This is a genomic window from Brevundimonas vesicularis NBRC 12165 (assembly GCF_001592205.1).
In the GTDB taxonomy this organism is placed as follows: Bacteria; Pseudomonadota; Alphaproteobacteria; order Caulobacterales; family Caulobacteraceae; genus Brevundimonas; species Brevundimonas vesicularis.
In genome coordinates this window covers 202,056-218,782 of the sequence record NZ_BCWM01000002.1, presented here as the reverse complement: position 1 = coordinate 218,782, position 16,727 = coordinate 202,056, and the positions used below count along the sequence as shown (strand labels likewise).

The window sequence follows — 16,727 nt, the reverse complement described above, 5'->3', positions numbered from 1 at the left end:
AGGGCCATGTCCGACATTCCCCCCTCGCGCGGTTCACGCGCCGCCCCGCCCACGGTCAATATCGGCGACGCCGCCCCTCTGGGCGACCGCGCCGACAACCGCGTCCTCGTGCCCGCGATCGAAGGCGCGCCGCCCCGTCCGCCCAGCGACCTGATCCGTTCGCTGGGCGGTCAGACCATGGGCACGACCTGGAGCGCGCGCGTCATCGCCCCGCCAGGCGTGGGCGAGGCGGAGATCCGGTCTGCGATCGAAGAGGAACTGGCGACCGTCGTCGGTCTGTTCAGCCCGTGGGAGCCGTCCAGCGAAATCAGCCGCTTCAATACCGCGCCGGCCGGCGTCTGGGCGGTGTCCCAGCCGTTCTGGGATCTGCTGGATGCGGCGATGACCCTGGGTGACGAGGCCAACGGCGCGGTCGATCCGACCCTGGGCGCACTGGTCGATCTGTGGGGGTTCGGCCCGCCCGGACCGCGCTCGGCCTTGCTGCCCGTCCCGGCCGAGGACGAGATCGCGGCGGCTGCGGCCGTGTCGGGTTGGCAGAAGCTGCGGCTGAACGGCGATGCGCGCGCGGTGATGCAGATGGGCGGGATGAGGCTGGACTTCTCCGGCATCGCCAAGGGTCATGCGGTGGACCGCGTGTCCGACCGGCTGATGGCCATGGGCGCGACCTCGCACCTGATCGAGATCGGGGGCGAGTTGAAAGGGCGCGGCGTCAAGCCGGACGCCCAGCCGTGGTGGGTCGAGATCGAGCGGGTCGAGGGTTCGCCAGCGCCCCACACCGTGGCGGCCCTGTTCGACCTCGCCGTCGCGACCAGCGGCGACTACCGCCGCGCGTTCCGCCATGAGGGGCGCCTTTATCCCCACACCATCGACGGATCGACCGGTCGGCCGGTCAGCAATAACCTGAGTTCGGTCACCGTCCTGCACCCCTCAGCCATGATGGCCGACGCCTACGCCACGGCCCTGACCGTTATGGGACCATTCGACGGACCGGACTACGCCGAGGCAGTGGGTCTGATGGCCCATTTCGTCGAACGCACCGAGCGCGGGCCGGTCGAGCGGATGTCTTCAGCCTTCGCCGCCCTGCTTGACGACGACGGAGATCGTCCGGGGTGACAGCCGATCCGCAGCGCTGGCTGTTGGCGGTCGGGGCCTTGGCGCTTTGGCTGGCCCTGATCGCCGTCGTCGTCTGGCGCGAACGCAAGGCGATGGCGGCGGCGCGTGCGCGGTTTGATGCCCTGGCGGGCGCAGGCGAGGGCCAACCGGTGCTGATCGCCTTCGCCAGCCAGACGGGCTTCGCCGAGGAACTGGCGTGGATGACGGCGCGGTCTCTGGGCGATGGCTGCTTGGGTGCGCGGGTGCTGTCTTTCGCCGATCTGGATGTGCAGACGCTGAAATTTACGGACCGCACATTGCTGATCGTCTCGACGACCGGCGAGGGGGATCCGCCCGACAGCGCGGCTCGGTTCGTGCGTAAGGTCATGGGCGAGGCGACGGATCTATCGGGGTTGCGCTTCGGCCTGCTGGCGCTGGGCGATCGCAGCTATGATCAGTTCTGCGGCTTCGGCCATGCGGTGGACGGCTGGCTGCGACGCGTGGGCGCCGAACCCCTGTTCGACATGGTCGAGGTCGACAACGGCGAGGCCGGCGCCATCCGCCACTGGCAGCATCAACTCAACCAGATCACCGGCAGCGTGACGGCTCCCGACTGGACTCCGCCCGCCTACGACCCCTGGCGGCTGGTCGAACGCACCTTGGTCAATCCGGGCAGTCCCGGCGGCGAGGCCTATCATCTGGCGTTCGAGGCCGTGGGCGCGGCGCCTGACTGGTCGGCGGGCGACATCGCCGAAGTCGGCCTGCCTGAGCGTGATGGCGTCACGCCGGGTTCGCGCGAATACTCTATCGCTTCCCTGCCGTCGGACGGCCGGGTCGAGTTCCTGATCCGCCTGATGCGCCATCCCGACGGCGCCCCGGGTCTGGCGTCGGGCTGGCTGACGCAAGATCTTTCGCTGGGCGATCAGGCTGGAATGCGCCTGCGCACCAACCGCAGCTTCCACGGCCCGGCGGACGAAACGCCGATGATCCTGATCGGCAACGGAACAGGCATCGCCGGTTTGCGCGCGCATTTGAAGTCGCGCACCGACGCGGGAGGAGCCTGGCTGCTGTTCGGGGAACGCACGCAGGCGCATGACGCCTTCTTCGATGCGGAGTTGCAGGTCTGGCTGGCGTCGGGCGTGCTGCGGCGGCTGGACCGGAGCTTCTCGCGCGACGCCGGCGACGGCCGATATGTGCAGGATCTGGTCGCGGCTGCAGCCGACGAACTGCGTGCCTGGGTCGCGCGCGGCGCGGCGATCTACGTCTGCGGCAGTCTGGAAGGCATGTCGCAAGGCGTCCATGCCGCGCTGGAAAGCGCCCTCGGAGCGGACGTGGTGCTTACCATGCTGGAAGACGGCCGCTACCGCCGCGACGTATACTGAACCCCGTCTTTGCCGATGGGGGCTACTGCCCTAGTCGGCCCAACAGTTCCGCTGCGAAGGTCGACAGGGTGTCGTCGCGCGCGCCCATGACGATGATCCGGTCGCCCGGCTTGGCGATCGCCACGATCCGGTCGCCGCAGTCGGCGCGCGTCGCCAGCGCCTCGGCCTGACGGCCGGCGGCGCGGACGCCGGAGGCGATGTCTTCCGATCCCACGCTGCGGTCAGTGGTGCCGCCGTAATAGACCGGCTCGGGCATCAGCAGCACGTCGTCCTCGCGCATCAGGCCGGCGAAACCGTCGATGAACTCGGACTTCATCAGCTTCAGCGGCCCGAACCCATGCGGCTGAAACAGGATCAGCAGCCGGCCGTCGAAGGCGTGCAGGGTCTTCAGCGTGGCCGCGATCTTGTCCGGGTTGTGGGCGAAGTCGTCGATGACGGTGATGTCGCCGGCCGTCCCGACGACCTCCATCCGGCGACGGATGCCGGCGAAGGTCTCCAGCGCCTTGACCGCCTCGGCCGTCGGCACGCCCAGCGCCCGGGTCGCGCCCAGCGCGGCCAGGGCGTTGGCGACATTGTGCGCGCCGGGCACGTTCAGGACGACGTCGTGCTCGCTCCAGCCCTCGATCAGGCGGAACCGCATGCCTGTCGGCAGGGGCTGAAGATCATGGGCGGACAGGTCGGCCTTCTCTTCGCCTAGACCGAATGTGATCGCCTTGCCCGCCGGCAAGGTCTGGGCCAGGGCCGCCGTCTCGGGATTGTCCAGGTTTAACACGGCCGTCGTCGCCCGCGCGGTGAAGCCGCCGAACAGGTCGCGCAGCTCCTCCATCGACTTGTGGTCCAGCGAGATGTTGGACACCACCGCCACCGTCGGGTCGTAGCGGGCGATGGAGCCGTCGCTTTCATCCACCTCCGACACGAACAGGTCTGGCCCGCCGATCAGGGCGCTGGCGAACGGATGGTCGGCGTCGGCGAAGTTCTTCATCACCGCCCCGTTCATGACGGTCGGCTGGCGACCCGTCTGATGCAGGATCCAGGCGATCATGCCGGTGATGGTGGACTTGCCGCTGGTGCCCGCGACCCCGACCGAGGTCGGGGCGGCGTTGAAGAGTTCGCTGAGCAACTCGGGCCGGGTCTTGATGGTTGCGCCCGCTCGCCTGGCCGCCCCGATGTCGGGCACCGTCTCCTCGATGGCGCCGGTGGCGATGACGGTCTGATCCGCGCGGGTGACGCCCGATCCGTCCTGGGGGTGCAGGGTTACGCCGTGGGCGCGCAACCAGTTGAATTTCTCGGGCGTGCGACCCTGGTCCAGCGCGCGGTCCGACCCTTCGATCACGGCGCCGCGCGCCTGGACGATCATGGCCAGAGGCAGCATGCCCGACCCGCCGATGCCGCAGAAGAAATAGGAGGCGTCTTGGTTCATGCCCCCTTAGAACAGGGGATCGGGCCGGTCCGCCAGTAGGGGATCGCAAAAACGACGAAGAAGACGGACGTGACCACCAATAGCTTCAAGATCGGCGTCGTCTGCGCCAGTTCGCGGTTTTCCAGAGAGCGCGCCGAGGCGGTCGAGGCCTTGATGGCGCAGAACCATCCCGACCGCGATGTCGCCGTCGTCTTCCACCCCGCATGTTTTCTGAAACACGGCCATTTCGCCGGCGACGACCGGGCGCGCGCCGACGCCTTCGTGGAGTTCGCCAACGATCCCCGCATCGACGCCATCTGGTTCGCACGCGGCGGATACGGCTCCTGTCGCATCGCCGATGCGGTGATCCCGCGCCTGGACGCGGTCGCCCGCAAGAAGCGCTACATGGGCTATTCCGATGCCGGCAGCCTGCTGGCCGGAATGTACAAGGCCGGGTTCCAGCATCTGGCGCACGGACCGATGGCCTCGGATTCGGTGCGCGACGACGCGACCGCGCGCGGCGCCCTGTACTGGCTGACCACGGGACGCACCGACTGGATCGAGCCGTCGCTGGCGACCGATCCGCGCCCGGCCGTCGCCTTCAACCTGACCATCCTGAACGAACTGACCGGCACGTCTCTGGAGCCCGATCTGTCCGACCACGTCCTGATGTTGGAGGAGGTGTCCGAGGCCGCCTACCGGATCGATAGAATGATGTTTCACTTGACCAGCCAGGCCAGCATCCGTCGCGTGGCCGGGATTCGCCTGGGGCGAGTCTCGGACGTTACGCCAAACGATCCCGATTTTGGTCAGACTCCGGAGGAAATCGTTCGATACTGGTGCCTGCGTTCGGGCATACCCTTTCTGGGAAGCGCCGATATCGGGCATGACGCCGCCAATAAGGTTGTCCCCTTCGGTCGCCCGTAAGGCGAACGACGCGCGACGAAAAGGACACAGTCTCGCCTCTATTCGCTAGGGCAAGCTCGCCCGCCTCTCGACAGAACGCCGGTCCTGACCTCAGATGCCGGTCCGCGAGGCGTTAGGACTTCGTTAGCCAAGGCGTTGGGGGACGCTGCGGTTTGCGCCTTCTGCGATGCGGCGGTTCGTTCGGATATCGGGGGATGCCCGGACGAGCCGCCTGATCGTCTTCCCATCCATCGACGTTGAGGGCCGCAGGGCTTAAGGATCGAGGGTGCGTTTCGACGAGAGATTCATCGATGAACTGAAGGCCCGCCTTCGGCCGTCCGACGTGATCGGGCGGACGGTGAAGCTGAAACGCCAGGGCCGCGAATACGTGGGGCTGTCGCCCTTCTCGAAGGAGAAGTCGCCGTCCTTCTTCGTCAACGACGACAAGGGCTTCTTCCACGACTTCTCGTCCGGCAAGCATGGCGACATCATCTCCTTCCTGCAGGAAACCGAGCGGCTGAGTTTCGTCGAGGCTGTGCAGCGTCTGGCCGGGGAGGCGGGGATGCAGCTTCCCGCCGAAGACCCCAAGGAGGCCGAGCGCGAGCAGAAGCGGGCGGGTCTGTCGGACTGGATGGACCTGGCCCAGAAATGGTTCGCCGCAAACCTGCGCCGCACGCCGGGCAAGGCGGCGCGGGAATATCTGGACAAGCGCGGCCTGCCCGAGGATCAGTGGGAGCGGTTCGGCCTGGGCTATGCGCCCAATGACCGCGAGGGGTTGAAACAGGCCTTGGTCCAGCGCGGCGCCAAGCCCGCCGAACTGGTCGAGGCCGGGCTGCTGATCTCGCCCGAAAGCGGCGGCCAGCCTTACGATCGGTTCCGCGACCGGCTGATGTTCCCGATCCTGGATGCGCGCGGCCGGATCGTCAGCTTCGGCGGTCGGGCCATGAACCCCGACGACCGGGCGAAATATCTGAACGGCCCGGAAAGCCCGCTCTTCCACAAGGGCGCGACCCTCTACGGCCTGCCCGAGGCGCGGCGCATCCTGGGGGCGGAATCCAAGAACGACCAGGCCATCATCGTGGTCGAAGGCTATATGGACGTCATCGCCTGCCAGCGCGCGGGCCTGCCGGCCGTGGCGCCCATGGGCACGGCCCTGACCGAGGAGCAGATGGAACGGCTGTGGCGCGTGTCGCACGAGCCCATCCTTTGCTTCGACGGCGATGCGGCGGGACTGCGCGCCGCCTATCGCGCCATCGAACGCTCGCTGCCGCTGCTGAAGCCAGGGCGCTCGTTCCGGTTTGCGCTGCTTGGGGCGGGTCAGGATCCCGATGACATTCTGCGCGACAAGGGCGCGCCCGCGCTGCGTCAGGCCTTGGCCGAAACTCATGTGTTCGCCGAGGTGCTGTTCCGCCGCGAACAGGATCTGGAGCCGCTGGACACGCCGGAGCGCAAGGCCGGCTTCAAGGCGCGGCTGAGGAACACCGCCTCGGCCATTCAGGACAAGGATCTGGCCGAGCAATACCGCCGCGACCTGTTCGACCGTTTCGACGCCCTGTTCCCGCGCAGCCCCCAACGCGCGCCCTGGACGCCGGGGCAGGGCAAGCGCGGTTTCGGCCCGCCCCCCAAACTGGGTCAGACGGCGGAGGGCGCCCAGGCGATGCAGTCGTTGTTTCGCGCCATCGAGCCCGTTCCGGCCGCCCTGGCCCACGGCGCCATCGACGACCCCGAACGGATGGACGACCATCTGGAGGAAATCGCCGCCCACGGATTCGGCGACAAGGGGCTGGATGGACTGGCGCAGGAGCTGGTTCGCCTGCGTCTGTCGGGACATAGCCTTGACTCCGCCGCCCTGCGACGCCATCTGGCGCAATCGGGTCATGATGCCTTAGTGCGCGAGGTCGAGAAGGCGGCGGCAAAGTCCGGCGCGCCATTCCTGGCCGCAAATGCGCCCCTCGCCGAGGCAAGGGTCCGATGGTCGCAGGCGTTCGACGCTTCGACGCGGGTCGCCGCGTTGGAGGACGCCTTGGCCCATGCACGTGATGTGCCTGGGCAGGATGAGGCGTTCCGCCGGCTGAAGGCCGAGCGGGATGCGCTTCGCCGTGCGATCAAAGCCGGGACGATTTGGGAAGACAGCGCGGGCACGTAACCTTACGGCACGCCAAGCATTGTATTTTTCGCCGGGGCGGACTGATCACCCCCTCGGCCGGAGACAGACTGACTATGAACGCACAGACCGAGACGCAGGACACCGAGGTTTCGACCGATGGGCCCCTGCTCGATCTGACGGACGCCGGCGTCAAGAAGTTCATCAAGCAAGCCAAGGCGCGCGGCTATGTGACGATGGAGGAGCTGAACAAGGTCCTGCCGTCCGAAGAAGTCACGCCAGACGCCATTGAAGACACCCTGGCGATGCTGTCCGAAATGGGCGTCAACGTCGTGGAGGCCGAGGAGGACGCGCAGGAGCAGCAGTCCACCGACGTCGCCGCCGCCGCCGGCACCGCCGTCGCCGAAACGCCCGCCAAGTCCGCCTATGACCGCACCGACGACCCCGTGCGCATGTACCTGCGCGAGATGGGTTCGGTCGAACTGCTGAGCCGCGAGGGCGAAATCGCCATCGCCAAGCGGATCGAGGCCGGCCGCGACGCCATGATCTCGGGTCTGTGCGAAAGCGCCCTGACCTTCGAGGCCATCATGGTCTGGCGCGACGAGCTGGAAAACAACCGCATCCTGCTGCGCGAGGTCATCGACCTGGACGCCACCTATGGCGTTCTGAACCCTTCGTCCCTGCCGGGCGCCGCCCAGCCTGAAGGCGAAGAGGAAGACGAGGCCGAGGACAAGCCGGCCGCCGAAGACAAGCCTGAATCCGACGACGACGATGACGACGACTTCGACGATGGCGGCGGCATGTCGATCTCGGCGCTGGAAGCCGAGTTGCGCGACGGGGTGATGGATGTCCTGAACGCCATCGCCGCGGACTTCGGCGCCTTCCGCGCCCTGCAGGACAAGCTGGTTCAGACCCGCCTGAAGGGCGAGGTGCTGAGCGCCAAGGATGAAAAGGCCTATCAGGCGCTGACGACGTCCATCTCGGATCGTCTGAAGACCATGAAGCTGAACAACAACCGCATCGAGGCGCTGGTCGAGCAGCTCTATGCGATCAACAAGCGCCTGATCGGTCTGGAAGGCCGTCTGCTGCGCCTGGCCGACAGCTACGGCATTTCGCGGCCGGAGTTCCTCAAGGCCTATTTCGGCTCGGAGCTCGACCCCACCTGGACCGACCGGATCAAGGATCAGGGCGTGCGCTGGACCAAGTTCAGCGAGAACGAAGCCAGCCAGATTGCGACCATCCGTTCCGACGTCGCGGCCGTGGCGCTGGAAGCCGGTCTGCCGATCGACGACTATCGCCGCATCGTCCAGACGGTGCAGAAGGGCGAACGCGAAGCGCGGCAAGCCAAGAAGGAAATGGTCGAGGCCAACCTGCGCCTTGTGATCTCCATCGCCAAGAAATACACCAACCGCGGCCTGCAATTCCTGGATCTGATCCAGGAGGGCAACATCGGCCTGATGAAGGCGGTCGACAAGTTCGAGTATCGTCGCGGCTACAAGTTCTCGACCTACGCCACCTGGTGGATCCGTCAGGCGATCACCCGCTCGATCGCCGACCAGGCGCGCACCATCCGTATCCCGGTGCACATGATCGAGACGATCAACAAGATCGTCCGCACCAGCCGTCAGATGCTGCACGAGATCGGCCGCGAGCCGACCCCGGAAGAGCTGGCCGAAAAGCTGGCCATGCCGTTGGAGAAGGTGCGCAAGGTCCTGAAGATCGCTAAGGAGCCGATCTCGCTGGAAACCCCGATCGGGGACGAGGAAGACAGCCACCTGGGCGACTTCATCGAGGACAAGAACGCCGTCCTGCCGATCGACGCCGCCATCCAGTCGAACCTGCGCGAGACCACGACCCGCGTGCTGGCGTCCCTGACGCCGCGCGAGGAGCGGGTCCTGCGGATGCGCTTCGGCATCGGCATGAACACGGACCACACGCTGGAAGAAGTCGGCCAGCAGTTCTCTGTGACGCGCGAACGCATCCGTCAGATCGAGGCCAAGGCGCTGCGCAAGCTGAAGCACCCGTCGCGGTCGCGCAAACTGCGGTCCTTCCTGGACAGCTGATACGATCAAGGGCGGCCCCGACGGGCCGCCCTTTTTTCATGTCAGCGCTCGGTCTCCACGATCAGCCCGACGATGCGCCGGACCAGCGGCAGGATCAGCAGCAGGACCGGAAAGGCGATCAGCCAGGACAGGCCCCAGGCCTGCATCCAGGCTGCGGGAAAGGCCGGGACGAAGCCCAGATTACGCGCGGTGGCGATGGCCGAGACCACGAAGGTCATGAACAGCGACAGGATCAGCGGCATGACGACCGGCGCATAGCGGGCCGGGAGTCGGCGAAACTGGATGATCGCAGGGTGAGGGTGCATCTGTGCGTCTCTCGATTGGGTCTTCGGCAATGGGGCATCCACCGGAAAGTCCGGCCCCCGGCCGAAGGACCGGGATGGATGCGTTGCCTGACGTGAGACGCTTACGGCCGCCGAAGCGACAAAAGGCGTTTAGCAATCTTGCGACCCACTCGCAAGATCATTTTTGGAAGAGTCTCAGGATCGCCAACCGCTTTTGGAGACAGGGTGGATGTGGTCTCCGGTATCTGATTTGAAGAAGTGATGGCTCGAAAGCACGTCAATCTCGGTACGGCGCCGGCCAAGTCCGACCTGCCGCAAAAGCGCTGCGCCGCCTGCGGTCTGCCGTTCGCTTGGCGCAAGAAGTGGGCGCGGGACTGGGATCAGGTACGATTCTGCTCGGATCGGTGCCGGGCCAAAGGCGCGTCCGAAGAGCGCCGATAGACGGCTCTCCGCCTCGTGACCACGGCGGCGGCGGGAATCAGCTAAGCGTCGCAACCATGTCTTCCGTGTCGCGCGTCTCTCCCTTTCTCATCGGGCTCGGCGTCCTGCTGATCCTCAGCGGCTGCGTACGGCGGCCGCCCGAGCCGTTGTGGCCGTCGCCCTATCCGTCCCGCACCGAGGCGCCCTTGGTCGGGGGGCTTGTGGATCGCGCCATCGACGGCGGCACCCAGGCGCTGGTCGTGCGCGAGGGGAGTGATCTGGGGCGCTGCATGGCCGAGCTGACCGCCGCACGCGTGCGGTTCAGTCCCGTGCCGGATCGCCAGAACACCGCGACCTGCGGCCTGAGCCAGGGCGGGGTGCTGGGCGCCGACCTAGGGACGGTGGCGCGCATGGCGCCGGGCGATGTGGAGATGACCTGCCAGACCGCGCTGGCGCTGAGCATCTGGCGTCGCCAGTCGCTGGAGCCGGCGGCGCGCGAGATCCTGGGCTCTGACGTCGTGCAGATCGACCACATGGGGGCCTACGCCTGCCGCAACGTGAACAACGGCGTGGGCTCGAACCGCATCAGCGCCCATTCCCAAGCGGCGGCGCTGGACTTCGCCGGGGTGCGGCTGAGGGACGGGCAGCGCATCACCGTGACCAGGGACTGGAACGGCGACACGCCCGAGGCCCGCTTCCTGAAGCGTATCCGCGACGACGCCTGCCGCATCTTCGGCACGACGCTGAGCCCCGATTACAACGCCGTCCACTACGACCACCTGCACCTTGAGGCGACAGACACGCGCTTCTGTCGCTGAGGCAACGCTTTGGCGCGGGGCGGATTACGCCCCTATGCGCGGTGAACTGAAGACCTATCAGGCCAAGCGCCGGTTCGGCGAAACGCCCGAGCCGAAGGGCGCCAAGGCAAAGCGCGCCAAGAGCGGCTTCCGCTATCTGATCCAGCGCCATGCGGCGACGCGGCTGCACTACGATTTCCGTATCGAGGCGGACGGGGTGCTGAAATCCTGGGCCGTGACCAAGGCGCCGTCGCGCGACACAGCGGTCAAGCGGCTGGCGGTCGAGGTCGAGGATCATCCGCTGGATTACGGGTCGTTCGAGGGCACGATCCCGGACGGCAACTACGGCGCCGGCACGGTGCAGATGTGGGACGTCGGGACCTGGGAGCCGCAGGAGCCGGACCTGGAGGCGGCCTGGGCCAAGGGTCAGATCAAGATGATCCTTCACGGCGAACGGCTGAAGGGCAAATGGGCGCTGATCCGGTTGAAGAGCGACCGAGGCAAGCCGTCCAAGAGAAACAACTGGCTGCTGCTGAAGGAGAAGGACGACTTCGCCGTGGCGGGAGAGGGCGATGCGCTCGCCGAAATCGACGCCTCTGTGACGACCGGGCGGTCTCTGGCTGAAATCGCGGATGGAACGACGGAATGGACGGCGTCCAAGCCGACGGGGCGTAAAGGCCCGGCCAAGCCCACGCCCTCGAAAGCGGCGGAGAAGGACAAGAAGCCGCCGGCCTTCGTGCCGATCCAGCTGTGCAAGGTGACCGACCATCCACCGGGCGGGACGGGCTGGGCGCACGAGATCAAATTCGACGGCTATCGCATCCAGATCGGCGTGGGCGGGGGGCGGGCGGTCCTGAGGACCCGCAAGGGTCTGGACTGGAGCGACAAGTTCTCGGATCTGGCGGCGGATGCGGCGACCTGGCCCGACGCCGTGATCGACGGCGAGCTGTGCGCGCTGGACGACGATCACATGCCGGACTTCGGGGCGTTGCAGGCCGCCATTTCGGACGAGAAGACGGAAGCCCTGGTCTATTTCGCCTTCGACCTGTTGTCCGAGGGGGCGGAGGATCTGCGCAAGCTGCCGCTGTCGCATCGCAAGGCGCGGCTGCAGGCCTATGTGGACCGGATCGGCAAAACGGCCGGGGCGCGGCTGCGCTACGTCGAGCATTTCGCCTCGACCGGCCAGGCGGTGCTGGAGAGCGCCTGTCGCATGGATCTGGAAGGCGTGATCTCCAAGAAACTGGACGCCCCCTATCATGCCGGGCGGTCATCGACCTGGCTGAAGTCCAAATGCCGGGGGCGCGACGAAGTGGTGATCGGCGGCTGGTCGTCCGAGGGTGGCACGCGGTTCCGCTCTCTGCTCGTCGGGGTCAGGGAAAAGGGCGGTGTTCGCTATCTGGGAAGGGTCGGGACCGGCTATGGCGAGGCCGTGACGAAGACGCTTGTTCCGGCGTTAAAGGGCGTGGCGGCGCAGAAATCTCCCTTCGCCGGGGCGGGCGCGCCAAAGGCGGCCAAGGACATCCATTGGGTCAAGCCGTTGCTGGTCGCCGAGGTCGAGCACGGCGGCTATACCGAATCCGGATCGCTGCGGCAGGCGGCGTTCAAAGGGTTGCGCGAAGACAAGACGGCCGCAGAGGTCACCCAGGCGCCGCAACCGCCCACGGATATGGGCGAAGCCAAAAAGACCACGACCACGGTGCGACCGGCCGGAAAGCCGGGCAAGGTGGTCGTGGCGGGCGTGACCCTCTCCAGCCCTGACAAGGTGTTGTGGCCCGCCGTCGGCGACCGGCCGGCGATCACCAAGGCCGATCTGGCGCGCTACTACGAGGCGGCGGCCGAGCGGATCCTGCCCCATGTGGCGGACCGGCCGACCTCGATCATCCGGGCGCCCGAGGGGATCGCCGGCGAGACCTTCTTCCAGCGGCACGCCATGGCGGGGTCGAACCCGCGGCTGAAGCTGATCGACGTCAAGGCCCGCACCCCTTATGTCGCCGCCGTCGATGTCGGCGGCCTGGTCGCCATCGCCCAGTCGGGCGGGCTGGAACTGCACCCCTGGGGCTGTGCGCCCGGCCAGCCGGAAATCCCCGAGCAGATCACCTTCGACCTGGATCCGGACGAGGGGCTGGACTTCGCCGACGTCATTGCCGCGTCCAAGGTCGTGAAGGCGAAGATCGAGGCGCTGGGTCTGGCCGCCTTCGTCAAGACGACCGGGGGGAAGGGTTTGCACGTCGTCGTGCCGATCAAGACCGACGCCCGCTCGCGCGTTACCTGGGATCAGAACAAGGCCTTCGCCAAGGCGGTGGCCGAGGCCATACGCGCCGAGGCGCCAGACCGGTTCACCACGACCCTGGCCAAGAAGGCGAGGGGCGGAAAGATCTTCATCGACTATCTGCGCAACGGGCGGATGGCGACGGCGGTCGCGCCCTGGTCGCCGCGAGCACGGCCGGGCGCCGGGATCGCCTTCCCGCTGTCGTGGGGGCAGGTAAAGGCCGGGCTGGACCCCGCCGCATTCAACCTTTGGACCTATGCGGCCTTGCTGAAGAAGCCCGATCCCTGGGCCGATTTCCGCGCCTCGGCGGTCAGTTTGAAATCGGCGCTGAAAGCGATGGGCGTCTAGGCCGCTGTCTTCTTCCTTGCCGCAGCCTTCCTGGGCGCCGCCTTCTTTGCCGGGGTCTTCTTGGCGGCCGGCTTCTTCGTCCTCGTCGCCGACCCTTTCAGGCTGTTTCGCAATGCGGCCATCAGGTCGATGACATTGGTGTCGTCGGGTTCGACGACATCGACCACGCCCTTGCCGCCCTCGGACTTGGCCTTGATCATCGCGCGCAAGGCGTCGTCGTAGCCGTCCTTGAAGTCGGTCGGGTCGAAGTCCGCCTCCTTCTGACCGATGATGCGCGCGGCGATCTCGACCATGTCGGGATCGGCCTTCACTGTCGGAATGTCGTCGAAATATTCGTCGGAATCGCGCACCTCGTCGTGGGCGCGCAGGGTGTAGGCGATCAGCCCCTTGCCCCGGACCTCCAGCGCCAGCTGACGCTCCTTGCCGCGCAGGACCAGCTGGCCCAGCGCCACCTTGCCCTGTTTCTTCATGGCGTCGCGAATGACGGCGAAGGCTTCGACGCCCGCGCCTTTTTCCGGGACCACGAAGAACGGATCGTCCCAATACAGCCGGTCGATGTCGTCCTCGTCGACGAACTTGTCGATCGAAATGGTCTTGGTGCTCTCCAGCTTCACCTTGTCGAAGTCGGCGTCGTCGAACAGGACGTATTCGTCCTTGGACACCTCATAGCCGCGCACCAGATCACTGCGCTCGACGGGCCCGGCGTCCGGGTCGGTCGGCACCATGCGGATGCGATTGTTGGTGTCAGGATTGATCAGGTGAAACCGCACGTCGTTCGTGCTGGTTGTCGCCGTGTAGAGGGCCACCGGACAGGTGACCAGCGACAGCTTCAGATGTCCTTGCCAGGTGGGGCGGGCGGCCATGTCGGTTCTCCTCGATCCGTGACAATGCGTCAGGGCGATTTGCGTTCGAACAGGGCCGCCGCCAGGCTCAGGCCTTGCCTTCGAAGGCGACGCTGAAACCGCCCCACATCATGCGCTTGCCGTCGAAGGGCATGTCCATGTTCGCAAAGTCGGGGTCGTCCTGCATCTTGCCGAAACAGGCGTCGGCGGTGGCGCGGTCGGGCCAGGTCACCCAGGAGAAGACGACGACCTCGCCCTCTAGCAGCTTCACCGCCATCGGAAAGCTGGTCAGGGCGCCGTCGGGCACGTCTTCGCCCCAAGTCTCGACCTGGGACAGGGCGCCGTATTTCTGAAACAGGGGCCAGGAGGCCTCGGCGGACTTGACGTAGCGCGCCTTGTCCTCGGTTTTCACGGGGGTCAGGAAGCCGGTCACATAGGTCATCGGTCGTCTCCTCTTTCTGGATTCAAACGTCGGCGACGGCGCGGTCCAGCGCCGCGATGTCGATCTTGATCATGCCCATCATGGCCTGCATGGCGGCCTTGGCGCGCGCGGGGTTCGGATCGGTGGTCAGTTCCATCAGGCGACGAGGCGTGATCTGCCACGACAGACCCCAGCGGTCCTTCAACCAGCCGCAGGCGTTTTCGCTGCCGCCGTCGGCGAGCAGGGCGTCCCACAGCCGGTCCGTCTCGGTCTGATCCTCGGTCATCACCATGAAGGAGACGGCTTCGGTGAAGTGAAAGTTCGGTCCACCATTGAGCGCCAGATACTGACGACCCGCCAGCACGAACTGCACCGTCAGGACCGTGCCTTCAGCGCCGGAGGGCGTATCGACCGGCGAGCGGTTGACGGCGGTGATGCGGCTGTCGGGCAGGAGGCTGACATAAAAGGCGGTCGCAGCCTCGGCTTCGCTGTCGAACCATAGGCAGGGAATGATCTTGTCGCTCATGCCGCATCTCCCTGCGCCAACGCCGCCAGTTGATCGGCGACGGCGCCCCAGCCCTGTTCGAAGCCCATGGCCTTGTGGGTTTCGGCGGCTTTTTCGTCCCAATGCCGAGCGGTGGCGGTGTAGCGGGTTCCGCCGGCCTCGGGCTCGAAGGTGTCGATCCGCACGAAGTTCATGTCGCCGGCCTGCGGAACCCAGCCCTCGGTGAAGGCGCCGGTCGAGACCAGTTTGCGGCCCGGAACCACCTCCAGAAACACGCCGGAATAGGGATGCCGCTCGCCCTCTGGCGACGCCATTTCGACATTGGCCCGCCCGCCGATGCGCAGGTCCCAATCCACGACCGGCGTGGTCCACGGGCGGGGGCAGAACCACTCGCCGGTGCGCTCGGTGTAGATCTTCCACACCGTCTCCGGCGAGGCCTTGATCAGACGGCTGATGCTCAGTTCACGAACGTCAGCCATCACGACACCATGGCGTCGGCAGCGAAGGCTTCGGGACCGGCGGCGACGGCGGCCGGGTCCATCCACATCGGTTCCCAGATATGGCCGTCCGGATCGGCATAGCCGCGCCCATACATGAAGCCGTGATCCTGAATCGGGTTTGGATCCATAAGGCCGCCTGCCGCACCCGCGCGTTCGACCACCGAGTCCACAGCCTCTCGGCTGTCGAAAGAAATGCACAGCGACATCTGCGCCGAGGCATGGGCGTCGGGGATCGCCCGGTCGGTGAAGGTGCGCCACTTGTCGTGGGTCAGCAGCATGACGTGGATCACATCCGAAACCACCATACAGGCGGCCGTGTCGTCGCTAAACATCGGGTTTTTGGTCGCGCCGACGGCTTCGTAGAAGGCGATCGATCGGGGCAGGTCGGCGACCGGCAGGTTGATGAAAATCAGCTGGGCCACGGTGTTTCCTCTCCTTGTTATTTGCGAAACCTGACTCCAATGATTACCATAGTCAACTATGAAGTTAGAAAAGATAACCGATAAGGCGGGCCGAAAATACCATGACGCCTGTGGCGCTGCGCACGGACTGGACCTGATCGGCGAGCGTTGGGCTCTGCTGGTGATCCGCGAACTGATGATGGGCCCGCGCCGGTTCGGTGATCTGAGAAAGGATCTGCACGGCATTTCCGCCAACGTGCTGACCCAGCGACTGGAGGGGCTGGAGGCTTCGGGCATCGTGACCCGCCGCAAACTGCCGCCGCCCGCCTCGGTTCAGGTCTATGAGCTGACGCCTTGGGGATACGAGATCAAGCCGGTCTTCATGGTGCTGGGCGGCTGGGCCGCGCGCTCCCCTCGCCACGACCCGACCCTGCCGATCAGTGCGGTGTCGATCATGCAGTCGTTCGAGACCATGTTCGATCCGGCGTTGGCCGGAGACTCCGCGATGACGGTCGGCTTCGTCTTCGGCGACGAACCTTTCGTCGTTCAGATCGAAAAGGGGACGATCACGACCCGCCGCGGCGTCACAGACGCCGCCGACGTCGTCCTGACGACCCAACCTCCGCTGGTCGCCGCGTGCGTTTACGGCAAGGTCCCGCCCGCCGCCTTCGAGGCCGACGGCCTGATGACCATGACCGGCGACCGGGCCGTGTTCGACCGCTTCGCGGGCCTCTTCAACCTGCCGGAGAAGGCGCCGGTCTGAGGCTTCAGGCCAGCATGTCCAGCAGCGTGCCGGTCATGTCGTCCGCGGTGCGCAGAACGGCGGCGTTGGCGTTGAAGGCGGTCTTGGCCTGGATCCGCTCCACGGTTTCCTCGGCGAGATTGTCCAACGGCGCGGTGGCGGTGCGGCGCGCGCTGTTGTCGAACCGGTTCTGCGCGGTCGTCATTCCGGCGGCGGCGATAGAAAGCGCTTGCATGGCGAAGCTCCGGACGC

The 16,727-nt window shown here is 66.5% G+C and carries 17 protein-coding genes; 9 read left to right on the top strand and 8 right to left on the bottom strand.

Translation table 11 applies throughout. The annotated features are described in order from the left end of the window. Window positions 1-6: 6 nt before the first annotated feature. Both BVE01S_RS02625 and BVE01S_RS02620 read left to right on the top strand, forming a co-directional pair. Window positions 7-1,113: an FAD:protein FMN transferase gene (locus BVE01S_RS02625; protein WP_084375250.1), complete on the top strand. Its 1,107-nt coding sequence runs from the start codon at window positions 7-9 to the stop codon at window positions 1,111-1,113. Then, the gene (locus tag BVE01S_RS02620) at window positions 1,110-2,474 is read left to right on the top strand and encodes a sulfite reductase subunit alpha (protein ID WP_066623868.1); all 1,365 of its coding nucleotides are present in this window, start codon (window positions 1,110-1,112) and stop codon (window positions 2,472-2,474) included. Before BVE01S_RS02625 ends, BVE01S_RS02620 begins: the two co-directional genes overlap by 4 nt. 22 nt (window positions 2,475-2,496) lie before the next feature. Here the strand turns inward: BVE01S_RS02620 and BVE01S_RS02615 are convergent, their stop codons facing one another. Continuing rightward, the gene (locus BVE01S_RS02615; protein WP_066623866.1) at window positions 2,497-3,894 is read right to left on the bottom strand and encodes a UDP-N-acetylmuramate--L-alanine ligase; all 1,398 of its coding nucleotides are present in this window, start codon (window positions 3,892-3,894) and stop codon (window positions 2,497-2,499) included. Between the two features lie 69 nt (window positions 3,895-3,963). On the opposite strand from BVE01S_RS02615, the gene BVE01S_RS02610 reads away from it, so the two are divergent. The 3 genes from BVE01S_RS02610 to rpoD all read left to right on the top strand — a co-directional run bounded on the left by BVE01S_RS02610 (window position 3,964) and on the right by rpoD (window position 8,946). Beyond that, window positions 3,964-4,800: an LD-carboxypeptidase gene (locus tag BVE01S_RS02610; RefSeq protein WP_066623864.1), complete on the top strand. Its 837-nt coding sequence runs from the start codon at window positions 3,964-3,966 to the stop codon at window positions 4,798-4,800. 265 nt (window positions 4,801-5,065) lie between these two features. Then, entirely contained in the window at window positions 5,066-6,925 is a 1,860-nt protein-coding gene (gene dnaG, locus BVE01S_RS02605) for a DNA primase (RefSeq protein ID WP_066623861.1), read from the top strand. Window positions 6,926-6,999: 74 nt separating this feature from the next. Continuing rightward, a complete protein-coding gene (gene rpoD / locus BVE01S_RS02600; protein WP_066623858.1) occupies window positions 7,000-8,946 on the top strand; it encodes an RNA polymerase sigma factor RpoD in 1,947 nt (648 codons plus the stop codon). A gap of 41 nt (window positions 8,947-8,987) precedes the next feature. Here rpoD and BVE01S_RS02595 read toward each other — a convergent pair whose 3' ends face one another. Further along, a complete protein-coding gene (locus BVE01S_RS02595) occupies window positions 8,988-9,251 on the bottom strand; it encodes a DUF2798 domain-containing protein (RefSeq protein ID WP_084375249.1) in 264 nt (87 codons plus the stop codon). Window positions 9,252-9,491: 240 nt separating this feature from the next. Here BVE01S_RS02595 and BVE01S_RS16445 point away from each other — a divergent pair, with 240 nt between their 5' ends. The 3 genes from BVE01S_RS16445 to ligD are packed head-to-tail and all read left to right on the top strand — an operon-like array spanning window position 9,492 to window position 13,064. After that, window positions 9,492-9,671: a DUF2256 domain-containing protein gene (locus BVE01S_RS16445; protein ID WP_084375248.1), complete on the top strand. Its 180-nt coding sequence runs from the start codon at window positions 9,492-9,494 to the stop codon at window positions 9,669-9,671. Window positions 9,672-9,727: 56 nt separating this feature from the next. After that, window positions 9,728-10,468: an extensin-like domain-containing protein gene (locus BVE01S_RS02590; protein ID WP_066623855.1), complete on the top strand. Its 741-nt coding sequence runs from the start codon at window positions 9,728-9,730 to the stop codon at window positions 10,466-10,468. Window positions 10,469-10,502: 34 nt separating this feature from the next. After that, a complete protein-coding gene (gene ligD, locus BVE01S_RS02585; RefSeq protein WP_066623847.1) occupies window positions 10,503-13,064 on the top strand; it encodes a DNA ligase D in 2,562 nt (853 codons plus the stop codon). Here the strand turns inward: ligD and ku are convergent. The 5 genes from ku to BVE01S_RS02560 all read right to left on the bottom strand — a co-directional run bounded on the left by ku (window position 13,061) and on the right by BVE01S_RS02560 (window position 15,754). Further along, window positions 13,061-13,927, bottom strand: coding sequence for a non-homologous end joining protein Ku (gene ku, locus BVE01S_RS02580; RefSeq protein ID WP_066623844.1), 867 nt, complete (start codon window positions 13,925-13,927; stop codon window positions 13,061-13,063). The two genes, ligD and ku, sit on opposite strands and share 4 nt — an antisense overlap. Before the next feature lie 67 nt (window positions 13,928-13,994). Further along, window positions 13,995-14,348: a DUF1428 domain-containing protein gene (locus BVE01S_RS02575; protein WP_066623841.1), complete on the bottom strand. Its 354-nt coding sequence runs from the start codon at window positions 14,346-14,348 to the stop codon at window positions 13,995-13,997. A 22-nt stretch (window positions 14,349-14,370) separates the two neighbouring features. Then, complete coding sequence (locus tag BVE01S_RS02570; protein WP_066623839.1) at window positions 14,371-14,853, bottom strand: VOC family protein; 483 nt, start codon at window positions 14,851-14,853, stop codon at window positions 14,371-14,373. Next, a complete protein-coding gene (locus BVE01S_RS02565; RefSeq protein WP_066623831.1) occupies window positions 14,850-15,311 on the bottom strand; it encodes an SRPBCC family protein in 462 nt (153 codons plus the stop codon). Before BVE01S_RS02565 ends, BVE01S_RS02570 begins: the two co-directional genes overlap by 4 nt. Further along, window positions 15,311-15,754, bottom strand: coding sequence for a VOC family protein (locus BVE01S_RS02560; RefSeq protein WP_066623824.1), 444 nt, complete (start codon window positions 15,752-15,754; stop codon window positions 15,311-15,313). Before BVE01S_RS02560 ends, BVE01S_RS02565 begins: the two co-directional genes overlap by 1 nt. A gap of 58 nt (window positions 15,755-15,812) precedes the next feature. On the opposite strand from BVE01S_RS02560, the gene BVE01S_RS02555 reads away from it, so the two are divergent. Continuing rightward, the gene (locus BVE01S_RS02555; RefSeq protein WP_066623819.1) at window positions 15,813-16,496 is read left to right on the top strand and encodes a winged helix-turn-helix transcriptional regulator; all 684 of its coding nucleotides are present in this window, start codon (window positions 15,813-15,815) and stop codon (window positions 16,494-16,496) included. Between the two features lie 4 nt (window positions 16,497-16,500). On the opposite strand, the gene BVE01S_RS02550 is transcribed toward BVE01S_RS02555, so the two are convergent. Beyond that, window positions 16,501-16,710 carry a flagellar basal body rod C-terminal domain-containing protein gene (locus BVE01S_RS02550; RefSeq protein WP_066623816.1) on the bottom strand — a complete coding sequence of 70 codons (210 nt, stop codon included), beginning with the start codon at window positions 16,708-16,710 and terminating at the stop codon, window positions 16,501-16,503. Window positions 16,711-16,727 lie beyond the last annotated feature (17 nt).